Here is a 15399-nt window from a genome sequence, read left to right as displayed (position 1 = left end):
GAATCAAAGCTTCCAGCCCGAATGAAGCGCGGCAATACCGCCGGAATAATTGCGGAAGGAAACGCGGTCGAAACCGGCGCGGGAAATCATTGCCGCAAAATTCTGCTGGTTGGGGAATTTCGCGATCGATTCAACCAGATAGGAATAGGGCTCGCCGTCGCCGGTGACCATCTTGCCGATCTTGGGGATGGCGTTGAACGACCAGGCTTCATAGGCCTTGTCGAGCAGCGGCATCTCGACCTCGGAAAATTCCAGGCACAGGAACCGGCCGCCGGGCTTCAGCACGCGGAACGCTTCTGCGAGCGCGACATCGATGCGCGGCACGTTGCGGATGCCGAATGCGATGGTGTAGGCGTCGAAGGTGGCGTCAGTGAAGGGCAGTTCCTCGGCATTGGCCTCGACGAAATCGGTGTTGCCGGACAGGCCCTTCTTTTCGGCGCGGTCGCGGCCGACACCGAGCATCGAGCCGTTGATGTCGAGCACGGTGGCGTGGGCGTTGCCATGGCTGGCATCGACGATGCGGAAGGCGATGTCGCCAGTGCCGCCGGCCACGTCCAGGACCTTCCAGCCCTGCCGCTTCGGCGGATTGAGCCAGGTGACCATGGCATCCTTCCACAGCCGGTGCAGGCCGGCCGACATCAGGTCGTTCATCAGGTCGTAGCGATTGGCGACCTTGTGGAAAACATCGTTGACCAAGGACTGCTTCTCGCCTTCCCCCACACGCTTAAAACCATAGGAGGTTTCCATGCCGCCCGCGGCCGTGGTTCTCTCAACTGACATTTTTTTGATCCGTCATAAAACCGGCGGGACCATAGCCGATCGATGCTGTGGGCGCTATTGTTTAAGGCGCGGTGTTCAGCCGCGCTTCCAGGTGGTGGGTTTTCAAGACCTGGACTGACCGACGGGATGTTTGAATGCCTTTGAAAGCGGAACTGCACTGCCACATTGAAGGGGCAGCGGCGCCTGAGCTCGTCATCCGCCAGGCGCAGAAATACGGCAAGGATACCGCGCCCTATATCCAGAACGGTTCCTTCGTCTGGCACGATTTTACGTCGTTTCTCGCGGCTTACGACTTTTCCGCCGATCTGTTCCGCACCGAAGAGGATTACGCCCGGCTGGCCGACCACTATCTGACCAGCCTTGCACGCGATGGCGCCATCTATTCTGAAGTCTTCACCTCGCCGGACCATGCGACGAAAGCCGGGCTCTCGCCCAAGGCCTATACCGACGCGCTGGGCGAAGGCATGCTGCGCGCCAAGGCCAAGACCGGCATAGAGGGCCGCATGATCGTCACCGGCGTGCGCCATGTCGGCGTGGAATCGATCGAACGGGCGGCACGCTTCGCGGCGCGCTGCGGGAATCCGCTGGTCACCGGCTTCGGCGTTGCCGGCGACGAGCGCATGGGCGAGATGGAGGACTATGTCCGGGCTTTCGAGATCGCCCGCGAGGCCGGGCTCGGCATCACCATCCATGCCGGCGAACTGACGGGCTGGGAGACGGTCCAGGCGGCGCTTGACCATATCCGCCCCTCGCGCATCGGCCACGGCGTGCGCGCCATCGAGAACCCGGACCTTGTCCGCCGCATCGCCGACGAAGGCATCGTTCTGGAGTGCTGCCCCGGCTCCAACATCGCGCTCAAAGTGTTCGACAGTTTTGCCGACCATCCGTTTCCCGCCTTGCAGGCCGCCGGCTGCAAGGTGACGCTCAACTCCGACGATCCGCCCTATTTCTGGACCTCGCTGAAGCGCGAGTATGATCTCGCGGCGGAGCATTTTGCGATGAGCGAAAAGGCGCTTGCCGCCGTCACCAAAACCGCCATCGAAGCCGCCTTTGTCGACAGAAAGACCAAGGCGGCACTTCTTGCCCGGCTGAACGGAGCGGCGCGCTGATTTTCTTCCGACAAAGCTGTGGTCGATGGGGCCAAGCGGTTCCTTGGCCGGTCCATAGTCGCTAGGGTCCTTCCAGCTGCCTGAAGCGCGTCCGCGCGCCGGGCGACACGCATCAGGAGAACATCATGAAGGGCGTCACCGTCGTCGACCACCCGCTTGTCCAGCACAAGCTGACCATCATGCGTAAGAAGGAGACGTCCACGGCCGGTTTCAGGCGGCTGTTGCGCGAGATATCGCTGCTGCTCGGCTACGAGGTCACGCGCAATCTCGAGCTGACCACGACGACCATCGAAACGCCGATCGAGACCATGGAAGCGCCGACGCTGGAGGGCAAGAAGCTGGTGTTCGCTTCGGTGCTTCGCGCCGGCAACGGTCTGCTGGAAGGCCTGCTCGACCTGGTGCCGGCGGCGCGCGTCGCCCATATCGGCCTCTATCGCGACCACGAAACGCTGGAAGCGGTCGAATATTTCTTCAAGGCGCCGAGCGATCTCGCCGACCGGCTGGTGATCGTCGTCGACCCGATGCTGGCGACGGCCAATTCGGCGATCGCGGCGATCGACAAGCTGAAAGGGCGCGGCGCCACAAATATCCGCTTCCTCTGCCTTTTGGCGGCGCCCGAGGGCATCGAGCGCTTCACCAAGGCGCATCCGGACGTTCCAGTCTTCACCGCGTCCATCGACCGCCAGCTCAACGAGAAGGGCTACATCATGCCCGGCCTGGGCGACGCCGGCGACCGCATGTACGGGACGAAGTAGTATCAGGCAAAGTTGCCTGGTACGATTTACCAAGCGTTTACGCAAAGACATGGTTTCGGCGCCCGTTAAAGCGGCGAACACCATCCGGCGATAATGAATCGGCTCTCACAAAGGCCGATCCATGCTGCGCAAGCTTCTCATCCTCAGCGTCTTTGCCGGGACATCGGCATCGATCCCGGTCATCTATCAGTCGAATCCGCAGATATTCGAAAACCTGCTGAAATCGACGGTGACGGCCAGGCCCGAGGTCGAGGCACAACCGCAGGTCAGCCTGGCGTCGGTTCCCGACAAGCCGGCCGCGCCGCTGCCGACCGGCCGCAAGGTCGCCGTCACAGCGGACGGGCGCGGACATTTCTCGACCACCTTCAAACTCAACGGCCGTCAGGTCGACGGCATGATCGACACCGGCGCGACGCTGGTCGCGGTCAATACGTCGACGGCGCGCAGGATCGGGCTGTCGCTCAATCCGTCCGATTTCAGCCATGAGGTCAACACCGCCAACGGCTCGATCAAGGCGGCCGTGGTGATGATCGACCGGCTGCAGATCGGCAGCATCAGCGTCGAAGATGTGCAGGCCATCGTGCTCGACGACAGGGCGCTCAGCACCAACCTGATCGGCATGAGCTTCCTCAACCGGCTTGGCAAATATCAGGCCGAAAACGGTACGTTGCTGCTTGTCCAGTAGTCAACCGCGCGGCAGGATCCGCCGCATGACGGTTTTGTCCGCCGGTGGTTTCGAGGCGCCGATCGCATAAGCCGAAAGCACAGTCGCGGCCGCCGCCTCGGCATCGGCGGGCAAGCGGGCGTGGATCAGTGCCAGTGCGTCTCCGGCACGGACTTCAGCGCCTATGGGCAGCAGCCTGGTGATACCGACGCTGGGATCGATCTTGTCGTCGGGCCTCGTGCGCCCGCCGCCCAGGCCTACCACCGCAAGGCCGATGTCGCGGGTTGCGATGCCGGAGACGAAGCCGTCCGTCGTCGCCCTCACCACCAATTCCGTTGGCGCCGCGGCCAAATATTTCTCCGGCTTCTCGATGAAATCCGCCGGGCCGCCGAGCACCGCCACCATGCGCGCGAAGGTGGCGGCGGCGCGGCCGCTGGTGAGCGTCTCTGTGGCGCGCCGCAAGCCGTCCTGGTTGGACGACACCAGTCCCGCCGACTGCAGCATTTCGGCGGCCAGCGCCAGCGTCACATCTTCCAGCCGCCGGTCGCGCAGGCGGCCGGTGAGGAAATCGACGGCGTTGCGCACCTCGACGGCATTGCCGGCGGCCGAGGCCAGCGGCTCGTTCATGCCGGTGATCAGTGCCGAGACCTTCAGTCCGGCGCCGCTGGCGACCTCGACCAGGCTGTTGGCGAGCGCGGTTGCGTCGCGCGACTTCTCCATGAAGGCGCCATTGCCGACCTTGACGTCGAGCACCAGCGAGCCCAGGCCGGCGGCCAGCTTCTTCGACAGGATCGAGGCGGTGATCAGCGGCACCGATTCCACGGTGCCGGTGACGTCACGGATGGCATAGAGCCGGCGGTCGGCCGGCGCCAGATCGGCGGTCTGGCCGATGATGGCGCAGCCGGTTTCCAGCACCGACTGACGAAACAACGCGATATCGGGCTGGCTGATGTAGCCGGGGATCGCATCCATCTTGTCCAGCGTGCCGCCGGTATGACCGAGGCCACGGCCCGAAATCATCGGCACATAGGCGCCGCAGGCGGCGACGATCGGCGCCAGCATCAGCGAGACATTGTCGCCGACACCGCCGGTCGAATGCTTGTCGGTGACCGGGCCGGGCAGGTCCGACCAGTCGAGGACATCGCCGGAATCGCGCATGGCCAGCGTCAAGGCCACGGCCTCGTCGCGGTTCATGCCGTTGAAGAACACCGCCATGGCGAAAGCCGCGGCCTGGCCATCGGTGACGGCGCCCGAGGTCACGCCGCCGATGAAGGCAGCGATTTCACCGGCCGAGAGCCTGTGGCCGTCTCGCTTGTGGCGGATGATTTCCTGCGGAAGCATCAGCTCTCCAGCAGTCCGTCGCGGAACATTCTGTACAGGACCGTTGCCAGCCGCGACCCGCCGACTGGCGCCATGTCCTTGGTCTCCTGATGCGAAAGCTCGGCTCCGGTCATGCCGGCCGCCAGATTGGTGATGACCGAGCAGGCGGCGACGCGCAGGCCGAGGAAGCGGGCGAGAATGACTTCCGGCACGGTCGACATGCCGACGGCGTTGGCGCCCATGATGCGCGCCATGCGGATTTCGGCCGGCGTTTCGAAGCACGGGCCGGAAAACCACATATAGACGCCCTTGTGCAGCGCGGTGCCGGTCGCCTTGGCGGCGCGTTCGATCGCCTTGCGGATGCCGGCATCGTAGGCTTCGGTCAGGCCGACGAAGCGGCGGTCGCTGGGCTCGCCGATCAGCGGATTGCTGCCGGAGAAATTGATATGGTCGGTGAGCATCATCACCGAGCCCGGCGGCATGTCCGGGTCGACCGAACCGGCGGCGTTGGTGAGGATCAGTTTGGTGATGCCGATGCCGGCGAGCACTTCCAGCACCGGGCGCATCGCTGCCGCGTTGCCATGCTCATAGTAATGGGCGCGGCCGGACAGCATCAGCACCGGCGTGCCGGCAAACAGGCCCGCCACCACTTCGCCGGCATGGCCGCTGACGCCGCTCCTGGGGAAACCGGGCAGGTCGGCATAGGGGACGCGGATTGGGTGCTCGATCCGGTCGACAAGGACGCCGAGGCCCGACCCCAGCACCAGCGCCGTCGACGGCGCCATGCCGTCCAGCCTTTCGATCAGATGGTCCACAGCCTTTTCGGTCATTGCAGCCCGCTCTTCATTTGAGCCAATTCCTCATTTCAGGATGTCGCCGCGGAAACCATAGGGCAGCATGTCGCCCATGGTCACGGTCTCGGCCACACCCGTATTGTCGCAGAGGTAGAGTTTCGTGTCCGGTTGGCAGAATTCGGCCAGCCGCTGGCGGCACCCACCGCAAGGCGAGCATTTGGCCATGCGTTCGGCAAGGACAGCGATTTCGACGATCTTGCCACCGCCGCCCATGATGTAGTGGCCAAGCGCGGTGGTCTCGGCGCACCAGCCCTCGGGATAGGAGGCGACTTCGATGTTGGCGCCGGTGAAGACGCGTCCGTCCTCGGTGCGCAAGGCGGCGCCCACCGGAAATTTCGAGTAGGGCGCATAGGCCTTGGCCATGGCGGTCCTGGCCGCTTCGAACAGATCATGCGACATTTCAGTTGTTCTCTCCGATGATCGTGTCCAAAACCCGGCGCGAGGCACACGCCGGGCCGTCAAACCTTAAAGCGCGTCGCGTCGAAACGGATTCAGGCGACGCGCTTTAACTCTTTGTTTTATGCATGTCGTTCTCCCAAAACCGAGGTCACTTTTGGGCGACATGCATCAGCGTTCCTTGACGTAGGGCACGCCGCCGGCGCGCGGCGGGATGGCCTTGCCGATGAAGCCGGCGAGCAGGATGACGGTGAGGATATAGGGCAGCGCCTGCATGAACTGCACCGGCACCTTGCCGATGATCGGCAGCGGTGATCCCTGCAGGCGGATCGCCGCCGCGTCGAGGAAGCCGAACAGCAGGCAGGCGAACATGGCGTTGACCGGCTTCCATTTGGCGAAGATCAGTGCCGCCAGCGCGATATAGCCCTTGCCGGCGGTCATGTCCTTCACGAAGCCGCCATTCTGCACCATCGACAGATAGGCGCCGGCGACGCCGGTGAGAATGCCGGTGCAGATCAGGGCCCGGTAGCGCAGCCAGGCGACCGAAATGCCCGCGGTGTCGACAGCGGCCGGGTTCTCGCCGACGGCGCGCAATCTGAGGCCAAAGCGGGTGCGGAACAGCACCCACCACGTGAACGGCACCATCAGGAAGGCGAGGTAGACCAGCAGCGAATGGCCCGATATCAGTTCCGCATAGATCGGCCCGATGATCGGCACGTCCCTGACCGCCTCGGCGCCGGGCCAGACAATCGCGTCGAACCGCTCGCCTGGCTGCAGCGCCGGCGTGCGCCCGCCCTGCTGGAACCAGGCCTGACCGAGGATGATGGTCGATCCGGCGGCGATGAAATTGATCGCCACGCCGGAAACGATCTGGTTGCCGCGGTGGGTGATCGAGGCAAAGCCGTGCACCATGGCGAAGGCGACCGAAATCAGGATCGCCATGCCGAGGCCGATAAAGGCCGAATGGAACACGGAAGCAGCGGCGGCGCCGGCGAAGGCGCCGACCAGCATCTTGCCTTCCAGCCCGATGTCGAAGATGCCGGAACGCTCGGAAAAGAGGCCGGCGAGACAGGCGAGCAGCAGTGGAACCGACAGGCGGATCGTCGAGTCCAGTATCTGCACGATGGCGATAAAGACATCCATCTCAGGCGCCCTTTCCCTTGACCGCTTCCATGCCCATCGACCTCGGACTGAACGAGGCGAACAGCGCCTGGATGTAAGGCCTGAACATGTGTTCGAGCGCGCCGGCGAACAGGATCACCAGGCCCTGGATGATGACGATCATGTCGCGGCTGATCGCCGGCATTTCGAAGGCAAGTTCGGCGCCGCCCTGATAGAGCATGCCGAACAGGACCGCCGCCAGCACGATGCCGACCGGATGCAGGCGCCCCATCAGCGCCACGGCGATGCCGACGAAGCCGGCGCCGGAGACGAAGTCGATCGCGACATTGTGCTGATCGCCCATCACCGGATTGAGCGCCATCATGCCGGCCAGCGCGCCCGAGATCATCATCGCGGTGATGATGATGCGGGTTTCCGAAATGCCGGCATAGCGCGCCGCCTTGGGGCTGTGGCCATAGGTGCGCATCTCATAGCCGAGCTTGGTGCGCCAGATCAGCAGCCAGACCAGGAAGGCCATGAGCAGCGCCAGCAGGAAGGTGACGTTGAGCGGCGCCGAGCGGATCTTGGCGCCGAACAGCTCGATGATCCAGTTGAGTTTCGGCAGTTCGGCGCCGGCAAGGAAGTTGCGGGTCTGCGGTGCCTGCGACCCCGCCGGCTTCAGCGGTCCGACCAGCAGATACACCATGATCGAGGCGGCGATGAAGTTGAACATGATGGTGGTGATGACGATGTGCGAGCCCCGCTTGGCCTGCAGATAGGCGGGGATCAGCGCCCACAAAGCGCCCACAAGCGCCGAAGCGACGATGGCCATCGGAAATGTCAGCCACCAGGGCAGCACGCTGTCGAACGACAGGCAGACGATGGCGATGCCCAAGCCCGCAATATAGGCCTGTCCCTCGGTACCGATGTTGAACAGGCCGCAATGCGCCGCCACCGCCACCGAAAGCCCGGTGAAGATGAAGGTGGTGGCATAGAAGAGGGTGAAGGCGATGCCGGTCCCCTTGCCGAAGGCGCCCTCGACCAGGATGACGGCGGCGCGGAACGGGTTCTCGCCGACCAGGAGCACGACGAAGCCGGCGACGATGAAGGCCACTGCCAGGTTGATCAGCGGGATCAGCCCATAGTCGGCCCAGGCCGGCAGTTTGGCGTATGGCGTGCTCAAAGTGCTGCCTCCTGGCGCTCGACGCCCGCCATCAGCAGGCCAAGCTCGCCCTCGGTCGCTTCCGGACCGCGCTCCCCGACGATGCGGCCGGCAAACATCACCAGGATGCGGTCGGAGAGCGAGCGGATCTCGTCGAGCTCGACCGAGACCACCAGCACGGCCTTGCCCTGGTCGCGCATGGCGATCAGGCGCTTGTGGATGAATTCGATGGCGCCGACATCGACGCCGCGCGTCGGCTGGCCGACGATCAGCACGCCTGGATCCTGCTCCATCTCCCGCGCCAGAACGATCTTCTGCTGGTTGCCGCCGGAGAAGTTCGCCGTCTTCAGGCGCGGATTGCCGGGCCGGATATCGTATTTCTCGATCTTGTCCTTGGCGTCGGCCATGATGGCATCGACGTTGAGGAATGGCCCTTTGAGATAGCGGGGGTCGTCGTGATAGCCGAGGATGGAATTCTCGTTCTCCTCGAAGGCCAGCACCAGCCCGACATGGTGCCGGTCCTCCGGCACGTGCGCCAGCCCTCGGTCGCGCAATTCGCCGGGATCGGCGGCACCCGTCAGGTCGATCGGCTTGCCGTCGAGCATGACCGAGCCTGAAACGGCATGCCTGATGCCGGAAATCGCCTCGAGAAGTTCGGATTGGCCGTTGCCGGCGACGCCAGCAATGCCGACGATCTCGCCGGCGCGCAGGTCGAAAGAGATGTCGTCGACCATGGTGACGCCGCGCGAATCCTTCACCGTCAGGTTCTTGACCGCGAGCTTGACGGCCCCGGCTTCCGCTTCGCCCTTTTCGACCCTCAGAAGCACCCGGCGCCCGACCATCAGTTCGGCCAGTTCGCCCACCGTCGTCTTGCTGGTTTCGCGCGTCGCCACCATCGTGCCCTGGCGCATGACCGAGACATTGTCGGTGATGGCCATGATCTCGCGCAGCTTGTGGGTGATCAGCACCACCGTCTTACCCTGTTCCTTCAATTGCTTGAGGATGCGGAAGAGGTGGTCGGCCTCGGCCGGCGTCAAGACGCCCGTCGGCTCGTCGAGAATGAGGATCTCGGCGCCGCGATAGAGCGCCTTGAGGATTTCGACGCGCTGCTGCAGGCCGACCGGCAGTTCCTCGATGATGGCGTCGGGGTCGACTTCGAGCCCATACTCCCTTTCGAGGCGGTCGAGTTCGGAGCGTGCCTTGGCGATGCTGCTTTTCAAGAGCGCATCGCTTTCGGCGCCGAGAATGATGTTTTCCAGCACCGAGAAATTGTCGACCAGCATGAAATGCTGGTGCACCATGCCGATGCCGAGCGCGATCGCGTCATTGGGGGTCTTGATCGATGCCGGCTTGCCGCCGACGCGGATTTCGCCGCTGTCGGCCTGGTAGAAGCCGTAGAGGATCGACATCAGCGTCGACTTGCCGGCGCCGTTCTCGCCGACGATACCGTGGATGGTGCCGCGCGCGATCTCCAGATTGATGTCGCGGTTTGCGCGCACGGCGCCAAAACTCTTGTTGATGCCGATCAGTTCGATTGCGGCTTGCGCCATGCAGCCAGTCCCACTCTTATTTTTTTATCGCTTGGTCAAAATGCCTAGCATGACGCCCCGTCCGTGCCAATTGGCCGGAGCAGTATCCACTCTCGGCAAATCCCGGTGCGCTTGTCAATTTCCAACGTGTCCGCAGGCTTCATATTCGCTAATATGGCGACGTCGAAATCGCATCACGACGCAAGGCATTGTGGTGCAAGTTCAGGGACTGCGAATGATCATGCCCGCCGACCGGCTGACGACGCTGGAAATCCGCGCCGCCGAGCAGGAAAGGACCATCGAGGAACTGTCGGGACAGATCGCCGAGCAGTGGACGGTGATCGAGCGCATGCAGCGCAAGCTCGACGCGCTGACCGATCGCTTCCTGGCGCTGGAGGAGCAGGCGGCGCCCGACGTGCCGGTGACCAAGCCGCCGCATTGGTGAGGACGAGGGGAGGGTACAAGCCATGGTCGGTGAAAGGGATCGTATCGCGCGAGCCGGCGACTACGTGCTCGGCCTGATGAACGATACCGATCGCGAACGGGCCGAGCGCGATCTGGAGATAGACCCTGCCTTCCGTGACGCGGTGCTGCAGCTTGCCGAACGCATGCATGTTTTCGACCGCGCCGAGAAACCTGCCTTGCCTGCCAATCATTGGGCGCTGGTTACGCAACGCCTCGCCGAATTGCCACAGATGCGCAGCGTTGGGCTCGGCAATGATGCCAAACCGCGAACCGTGATCCGAAGCCTGTCCCGGTCACCATACGGCGTCGGCGTGCATTCACTTGGCGGCCGGCGCGGCGCCGTCATCGCTATCGTGCTGATCGCGGTGTTCGCGCTCGGCTATTTCGTCGGAAAACTATAGGCCAACGCAAAACCGCCGGGTTTTCACCCGGCGGTTCGCAAATCGGTGTCTGCCGATCAATAGGGGCAGGCGTTGTCGGTCGTGTAGTCGTGCACCTGGATCTTGCCGGCGATGATGTCGGCCTTGGCCTTTTCCACGGCAGCCTTCATCTCGTCGGTCACCAGCGCCTTGTTGTTGTCGTCCATGGCGTAGTCGACGCCGCCTTCCTTGAGGCCGAGATTCTCGACGCCACCCTTGAAGGTGCCGTTCTTTCCATCCATGAAGGCGGTGTAGACGGCAACGTCGACGCGCTTCATCATCGAGGTCAGCACCTTGCCGGGCTGCAGGCCGTTCTGGTTGGAATCGACGCCGATGCCGAGCTTGCCGGCATCAGCCGCCGCCTGCAGCACGCCGACGCCGGTGCCGCCGGCCGCGGCGTAGACCACGTCGGAGCCCTGGTCGATCTGCGTCTTGGCGATTTCGCCGCCCTTGGCCGGATCGTTCCAGGCAGCCGGCGTGTCGCCGGTCATGTTCTGGATGACGTCGGTCGCGCCGGCCGACTTGGCACCGCCGACATAGCCGCATTCGAACTTGCGGATGAGCGGGATGTCCATGCCGCCGATGAAGGAGACCTTCTTCGACTTCGATGCCATCGCGGCCATGATGCCGACGAGGTAGGAGCCTTCATTCTCCTTGAACACCAGCGAGCGGACATTGGGCAGGTCGACGGCGTCGTCGATGATGGCGAAGTTGAGATCGGGATATTCGGCCGCGACCTTCTTCAGCGCATCCTCCCAGGCGAAGCCGGCCATGACGATCGGGTTGTGGCCGTCCTCGGCGAAGCGGCGCAGCGCCTGCTCGCGCTGCGAGGCGTTGGACACTTCGAACTCGACATAGGGCGTGCCGGTTTCGGTCTTGAACTTCTCGGCGCCATGGAAGGCAGCCTCGTTGAAGGATTTGTCGAACTTGCCGCCCAGATCATAGAGGATGGCCGGCTGGACATCCGCGGCGAAAGCCGGAAGAACCATTGCGGTTGCGGCCAGGAGGCCGAGAACGATACGTTTCATGTGATCCACACCCTGTCGGTTATTTTTTCCGTTACGCCCCGCCTGCCTGCCCGGTTCTGCGGCAGGCATGCGACGTCAGCCAGGAGTGTATTCCCCTCCCGCTCGGCGGCAATCTGGCACGGCCCGAAACAAAATTCACGCGGAATTTTGACCTTTTGGAAAAGCGTGCCAGGGGCAGCCCGCGCCGCAGCTCGATCTTTGCCGAGCGGCCTTTGCCGATCAGTTGGCGGCGAATTGGCCGGTGCGCCGCTGGCGCCTGTAGCCGATGGCGTAGAGCAGGAAGGCCAGCACCGCGAACACGGCAAATCCCGGCTGGTCGAGCACCCGAGCGATGATGCCATCCCACAAAAGCGGACTGGCCTTGGCGCGGACAAAGGTTTCGAAGGCCGCCCGCGTGTCCGGCGAGACTGCCAGCCAGCTGGCATTGAGCGGGGTCAGCACGAGCGCCGAAGCCGCCACCGTGCGCGTCGTGTCGATCACCGCCATGATGACTGAGACCGACAGCGCGACCATCGCGGCAAGGCGGAAAATGAAGCGAAACATCCAGTCTCTCCCCCGGCCGATCCTGGTGCTTTCCAAGGGATCTCCGGCACGTGTCCCGAAACGAGAAATAGAATTTGTCTGGCCCGCCCGCAACCGCGATACGCGAATTTGAAGGCCCGCGCTTTTCTGTCCCTAGGCCACAGGCTTGCGCCTGCGCCGATGGACGAGCCAGACGGCGAGAATGCCGCCGGCAATGGCGCCGACCACCAGCCCGGCCAGGCCGATGAAGGCGGCGAAATAGCCGCAGCCGCCTTCGAAGCAGCTTACCTGGGCGACATCGGCGATCACCGAGCCGGCGAAGAAGCCGACCAGGGCACCGATGACTGCGCCGAGAATGATGCCCAGCAAGGCGGCAATGATGGAAACGAAGACCGGCGGCGCTTCGGTTTGCGGCCTGGCGTAGACGGTCCCGGCGCCGGAGCCGGGGCGCAGCAGGTAGATGCAAAGCAGGCCGATGCCGATCTCGATGGCGGTGATGCCGAGGCTCCTGGCGGAGAAGACGAATTCCGGCACGGTCAGCACATAGGCCTGTCTCGCCAGCACCCAGACGATGGTGGCGATCTGCCAGATGGTGAAATGGTGGGGGAAACGCCCTGAACGGCCAAAGGCGAGGCCGAGCAGATAAAGCCCCCACAGGATGGTGATGACATTGGCGACGAGCCCGCCAACGAGGAAATAGAAGATCTTGTCGGGCAGGCCGGAATTGCCGACCAGCCACCATGCCGACGCCAGGCCATAGACCGACCACGCCATGACGAAGATGAGCCAGCCCACCGGGACGTAAAAAAGGTCGCCGCCCCGGCGGCCGGCCGGCGCCTGCCCTTTGTCCGGTTGTTCGCTGCTCGATGTCATGTCCGGACTATGCCCCCGCAAAGCCTCTGCCTCACTCGACAGGCGGCCGGCGGCGAAGTCAAGCGCGGCGGCTCTTGCGGCCTTGCCTGTGCACATCATTCGGCGCCGGCGCCCCCGGAAACCGGTGCGGCGACCGCATCGCGAACCGCCAAGTGGCCGGCAAAGCGAATAGAGTGCCGTTATGGCTTGGCATTCGGCGCGGGATCGACTAGATGAGCCCCGCGCCTGTTGCTTCGACGGCTCAGGTGCCGGGGAAGGATGTCCGCTGGTTGGGCGGCGTCCATGGCGCGGACACTCCGCGCCGCGCCCCCAAGGAGATGCATCTCCCCAACCCGCGCGGCGAAACCGGCTGGCGCGAAGGCAAGGACGGAGAGGTGGCCGAGTGGTTGAAGGCGCACGCCTGGAAAGTGTGTTTACGGGAGACCGTAACGCGGGTTCGAATCCCGCTCTCTCCGCCAGTTTCCAGCCACCTTTCTGAGAAGGCTGGATTTTTCAAGAACGTTAGACCTGAGGTTTTCTGCCCTGTGACACTTTCGTGGGACAGTGGGGGTCGATTTGGTACGTCGAAAGTTGGAACGCCTCCAAAGGCGCGGAGAGATTTTTTATTTCAGGGGCGTTATCCCCTTGAAATTGCAAGAGCCGCTACAGCGGCGGGAGCTTAGGTTTTCCCTCTCAACCTCGATAAGATCGGTAGCCGTGCTGAGGTGCAGACACCTTAGCAACCGCTTCGATCAGTTTGTCGCGAGTATCGAGATGCTCCAATCCCTGTCGCCCGCCGAAATCCACGCAATAGCTCGCGAATATTTTCAACGTTGTCTGAACCAAGCTCTTGAATGGAGTTTCGACCTTCCTCGTGATGGTTCCGACCTCGACCGTGAGATTGACCTGCTTGCTTCCGGCCTCAGCTCTACGCGCCACGAATTGATGAAGAAGCAATTTGGCCCAGCTGTTAGCGCCAAAGCCGATCAACTGCTCGCGGACCAATTGCCAGCCGGGCAGACAGCCGATGCAACAACCAGCATGTTGATGCGAGAAGCCATTGCTCGCGCCAACGTCGAGCAGCTTCGCTTCCTGATCGGTTCACTAACTGCGGACTACGCTTCGACCGCTGTACAAGACCCAATATTCGCGGGGATGATGCCCACCGAATTGGCCGATCTCTCAATGGAGGTTCCTGGCAAAGGATCAGCTCTCGCACTAGGCGAAGCTTGCGAGACATTCATGGCATCCCGGTTCGACGTTTGGGTCAACAAAACACGCAACGACAACCAACGTGTCATGAATTTGGCTTGCGAAGTTATCGGTCGGAAGAAGACATTCGCGCTACTTTCGGGTCAGGACGTAAAGGCGGTCCGCGACGGGCTTGCTCGGCTGCCGAAGAACGCGACCAAGTTCAGTTCAAACGCGGGACGTTCGCTCGGCGACCTCATCCGCGACGATGATCCCGGCCAACTGATATCCGTGCGCACTCAACGCAAATACTTCGCCATGTTCCGGGGATTTCTGATCTGGGCGGTGCAAGAAGAATTGCTACCCAAGATGGTCGGTGCGGGGGTCAAAGTTGTGGGAAAGGCTCAAATTGACGAAGACGATGGTCGTGTCCCGTACTCGCCGGATCAGCTTCGAGCAATTTTCAAATCGCCCGTTTTCACTGGCTCTAAGTCTGACGCCAGACGCGCCCTCCCCGGTTCTTTGGTCCTTCGGGATAGCAAGTTCTGGATACCGCTGATCGCGGTTTACAGCGGTATGCGGTTGGGCGAGATCGCGCAGCTGCTTGTTGCTGACATAGGCACCGACAACGGCGTGCTCTATTTCGACGTCAACAGGAGTGAGGATAAGACGCTAAAAACAAGCGCCAGCCTGCGCAAAATCCCCGTCCATTCAAAGTTGTTGGAAATCGGGTTCGGCGACCATGTGGCGTCCTTGAAGCTCAGTGGCACGAAGCGCTTGTTCCCGGACATAGAGGCCGGCGCGGGAGGCTACTGGAGCCACACCTTTTCCAAGTGGTGGGGCCGGTATGCGCGAGCAGTAAAATTCCACACCAGCGAGACGGTTTTTCACAGCTTCCGTCACAATTTCAAAGATGCGCTTTACGCCGGAGAGGTCTCTGAAACGGCAGCTCGCCAGTTGATGGGCCATGCCGACCGAACCCCTCATGGAGAATATGGCAGAGGCTTGCCGCTATCGAATTTGAAGGCTGCCATTGATCGCGTGCAATACGATCTTGATCTGACGCATCTAATCCCATTTCGATAAGGAAAGCCCAATCTGCAGGGACATCACACATGTCGCTGTGTATGCACGCGGGACACTAACGACACCCTGCTTGGCGATGTCGATTTCGCGACCGAAACCTCATGGTTTGCAAGGCAGTGCTCGGCGTAGGGATGTAGCGGTCTAGGTAGTCGCTGAGTGACAATCG

Annotated in this window: 16 protein-coding genes, 1 tRNA gene and 1 pseudogene; 8 read left to right on the top strand and 10 right to left on the bottom strand. The window is 62.8% G+C overall.

All coding sequences use genetic code 11. The annotated features are described in order from the left end of the window. Nucleotides 1-3: 3 nt before the first annotated feature. Nucleotides 4-780 (bottom strand): bifunctional demethylmenaquinone methyltransferase/2-methoxy-6-polyprenyl-1,4-benzoquinol methylase UbiE, encoded by a 777-nt coding sequence (gene ubiE / locus AB4Z43_RS08555; RefSeq protein ID WP_019861163.1) that lies wholly within the window; start codon nucleotides 778-780, stop codon nucleotides 4-6. A gap of 134 nt (nucleotides 781-914) precedes the next feature. Here ubiE and AB4Z43_RS08550 point away from each other — a divergent pair, with 134 nt between their 5' ends. The 3 genes from AB4Z43_RS08550 to AB4Z43_RS08540 all read left to right on the top strand — a co-directional run bounded on the left by AB4Z43_RS08550 (nucleotide 915) and on the right by AB4Z43_RS08540 (nucleotide 3329). Continuing rightward, nucleotides 915-1889, top strand: coding sequence for an adenosine deaminase (locus tag AB4Z43_RS08550; protein WP_064980866.1), 975 nt, complete (start codon nucleotides 915-917; stop codon nucleotides 1887-1889). A 125-nt stretch (nucleotides 1890-2014) separates the two neighbouring features. Then, on the top strand, nucleotides 2015-2644 hold the full coding sequence (upp, locus tag AB4Z43_RS08545; RefSeq protein WP_010911460.1) for a uracil phosphoribosyltransferase: 630 nt from the start codon (nucleotides 2015-2017) through the stop codon (nucleotides 2642-2644). 121 nt (nucleotides 2645-2765) lie between these two features. Further along, nucleotides 2766-3329, top strand: a complete 564-nt coding sequence (locus AB4Z43_RS08540; RefSeq protein WP_019861161.1) for a TIGR02281 family clan AA aspartic protease — start codon at nucleotides 2766-2768, stop codon at nucleotides 3327-3329. Here the strand turns inward: AB4Z43_RS08540 and deoA are convergent, their stop codons facing one another. The 6 genes from deoA to AB4Z43_RS08510 form a co-directional block, all read right to left on the bottom strand. Beyond that, nucleotides 3330-4649, bottom strand: coding sequence for a thymidine phosphorylase (gene deoA / locus AB4Z43_RS08535; RefSeq protein WP_441936905.1), 1320 nt, complete (start codon nucleotides 4647-4649; stop codon nucleotides 3330-3332). Beyond that, nucleotides 4649-5458 carry a purine-nucleoside phosphorylase gene (locus AB4Z43_RS08530; protein WP_019861159.1) on the bottom strand — a complete coding sequence of 270 codons (810 nt, stop codon included), beginning with the start codon at nucleotides 5456-5458 and terminating at the stop codon, nucleotides 4649-4651. The genes deoA and AB4Z43_RS08530 overlap by 1 nt, the downstream gene beginning before the upstream one ends. Nucleotides 5459-5488: 30 nt before the next feature. Beyond that, entirely contained in the window at nucleotides 5489-5881 is a 393-nt protein-coding gene (gene cdd / locus AB4Z43_RS08525; protein WP_010911456.1) for a cytidine deaminase, read from the bottom strand. Nucleotides 5882-6049: 168 nt separating this feature from the next. Further along, nucleotides 6050-7021: an ABC transporter permease gene (locus AB4Z43_RS08520; protein WP_010911455.1), complete on the bottom strand. Its 972-nt coding sequence runs from the start codon at nucleotides 7019-7021 to the stop codon at nucleotides 6050-6052. A 1-nt stretch (nucleotide 7022) separates the two neighbouring features. Beyond that, entirely contained in the window at nucleotides 7023-8162 is a 1140-nt protein-coding gene (locus AB4Z43_RS08515) for an ABC transporter permease (RefSeq protein ID WP_038649596.1), read from the bottom strand. Next, entirely contained in the window at nucleotides 8159-9691 is a 1533-nt protein-coding gene (locus AB4Z43_RS08510) for an ABC transporter ATP-binding protein (RefSeq protein ID WP_284277836.1), read from the bottom strand. The genes AB4Z43_RS08515 and AB4Z43_RS08510 overlap by 4 nt, the downstream gene beginning before the upstream one ends. A 217-nt stretch (nucleotides 9692-9908) precedes the next feature. Here AB4Z43_RS08510 and AB4Z43_RS08505 point away from each other — a divergent pair, with 217 nt between their 5' ends. Continuing rightward, nucleotides 9909-10115 carry a SlyX family protein gene (locus AB4Z43_RS08505; protein WP_169627215.1) on the top strand — a complete coding sequence of 69 codons (207 nt, stop codon included), beginning with the start codon at nucleotides 9909-9911 and terminating at the stop codon, nucleotides 10113-10115. Nucleotides 10116-10137: 22 nt separating this feature from the next. After that, nucleotides 10138-10536: a hypothetical protein gene (locus AB4Z43_RS08500; RefSeq protein WP_064980860.1), complete on the top strand. Its 399-nt coding sequence runs from the start codon at nucleotides 10138-10140 to the stop codon at nucleotides 10534-10536. Nucleotides 10537-10592: 56 nt separating this feature from the next. Here the strand turns inward: AB4Z43_RS08500 and AB4Z43_RS08495 are convergent, their stop codons facing one another. The 3 genes from AB4Z43_RS08495 to AB4Z43_RS08485 all read right to left on the bottom strand — a co-directional run bounded on the left by AB4Z43_RS08495 (nucleotide 10593) and on the right by AB4Z43_RS08485 (nucleotide 12977). Further along, entirely contained in the window at nucleotides 10593-11582 is a 990-nt protein-coding gene (locus tag AB4Z43_RS08495; RefSeq protein ID WP_010911449.1) for a BMP family lipoprotein, read from the bottom strand. A 219-nt stretch (nucleotides 11583-11801) separates the two neighbouring features. Then, the gene (locus AB4Z43_RS08490; RefSeq protein WP_441936900.1) at nucleotides 11802-12125 is read right to left on the bottom strand and encodes a hypothetical protein; all 324 of its coding nucleotides are present in this window, start codon (nucleotides 12123-12125) and stop codon (nucleotides 11802-11804) included. Between the two features lie 132 nt (nucleotides 12126-12257). Next, nucleotides 12258-12977, bottom strand: coding sequence for a hypothetical protein (locus AB4Z43_RS08485; RefSeq protein ID WP_441936898.1), 720 nt, complete (start codon nucleotides 12975-12977; stop codon nucleotides 12258-12260). A 368-nt stretch (nucleotides 12978-13345) separates the two neighbouring features. On the opposite strand from AB4Z43_RS08485, the gene AB4Z43_RS08480 reads away from it, so the two are divergent. From AB4Z43_RS08480 to AB4Z43_RS08470, 3 genes and pseudogenes are all read left to right on the top strand, one after another. After that, nucleotides 13346-13435: transfer RNA gene (locus AB4Z43_RS08480), tRNA-Ser, on the top strand. Nucleotides 13436-13520: 85 nt separating this feature from the next. After that, nucleotides 13521-13715, top strand: a pseudogene (locus tag AB4Z43_RS08475) (DUF6538 domain-containing protein); the annotation flags it as partial. A gap of 15 nt (nucleotides 13716-13730) precedes the next feature. Next, nucleotides 13731-15233 carry a site-specific integrase gene (locus tag AB4Z43_RS08470; protein WP_441937080.1) on the top strand — a complete coding sequence of 501 codons (1503 nt, stop codon included), beginning with the start codon at nucleotides 13731-13733 and terminating at the stop codon, nucleotides 15231-15233. Nucleotides 15234-15399: the final 166 nt, after the last annotated feature.

The organism is Mesorhizobium sp. 2RAF45, assembly GCF_052115225.1.
Classification (GTDB): domain Bacteria; phylum Pseudomonadota; class Alphaproteobacteria; order Rhizobiales; family Rhizobiaceae; genus Mesorhizobium; species Mesorhizobium jarvisii.
The sequence above is the reverse complement of the archived record's forward strand: the minus strand, read 5'-3'. Positions and strand labels throughout refer to the sequence as shown.

Excerpts from the sequence above, each read along its gene's own strand:
- ubiE (WP_019861163.1), bottom strand. The coding sequence starts at position 780 with ATGTCAGTTGAGAGAACCACGGCCGCGGGCGGCATGGAAACCTCCTAT.
- AB4Z43_RS08550 (WP_064980866.1), top strand. The coding sequence starts at position 915 with ATGCCTTTGAAAGCGGAACTGCACTGCCACATTGAAGGGGCAGCGGCG.
- upp (WP_010911460.1), top strand. The coding sequence starts at position 2,015 with ATGAAGGGCGTCACCGTCGTCGACCACCCGCTTGTCCAGCACAAGCTG.
- AB4Z43_RS08540 (WP_019861161.1), top strand. The coding sequence starts at position 2,766 with ATGCTGCGCAAGCTTCTCATCCTCAGCGTCTTTGCCGGGACATCGGCA.
- deoA (WP_441936905.1), bottom strand. The coding sequence starts at position 4,649 with ATGCTTCCGCAGGAAATCATCCGCCACAAGCGAGACGGCCACAGGCTC.
- AB4Z43_RS08530 (WP_019861159.1), bottom strand. The coding sequence starts at position 5,458 with ATGACCGAAAAGGCTGTGGACCATCTGATCGAAAGGCTGGACGGCATG.
- cdd (WP_010911456.1), bottom strand. The coding sequence starts at position 5,881 with ATGTCGCATGATCTGTTCGAAGCGGCCAGGACCGCCATGGCCAAGGCC.
- AB4Z43_RS08520 (WP_010911455.1), bottom strand. The coding sequence starts at position 7,021 with ATGGATGTCTTTATCGCCATCGTGCAGATACTGGACTCGACGATCCGC.
- AB4Z43_RS08510 (WP_284277836.1), bottom strand. The coding sequence starts at position 9,691 with ATGGCGCAAGCCGCAATCGAACTGATCGGCATCAACAAGAGTTTTGGC.
- AB4Z43_RS08500 (WP_064980860.1), top strand. The coding sequence starts at position 10,138 with ATGGTCGGTGAAAGGGATCGTATCGCGCGAGCCGGCGACTACGTGCTC.
- AB4Z43_RS08495 (WP_010911449.1), bottom strand. The coding sequence starts at position 11,582 with ATGAAACGTATCGTTCTCGGCCTCCTGGCCGCAACCGCAATGGTTCTT.
- AB4Z43_RS08490 (WP_441936900.1), bottom strand. The coding sequence starts at position 12,125 with ATGTTTCGCTTCATTTTCCGCCTTGCCGCGATGGTCGCGCTGTCGGTC.
- AB4Z43_RS08485 (WP_441936898.1), bottom strand. The coding sequence starts at position 12,977 with ATGACATCGAGCAGCGAACAACCGGACAAAGGGCAGGCGCCGGCCGGC.
- AB4Z43_RS08470 (WP_441937080.1), top strand. The coding sequence starts at position 13,731 with ATGCTCCAATCCCTGTCGCCCGCCGAAATCCACGCAATAGCTCGCGAA.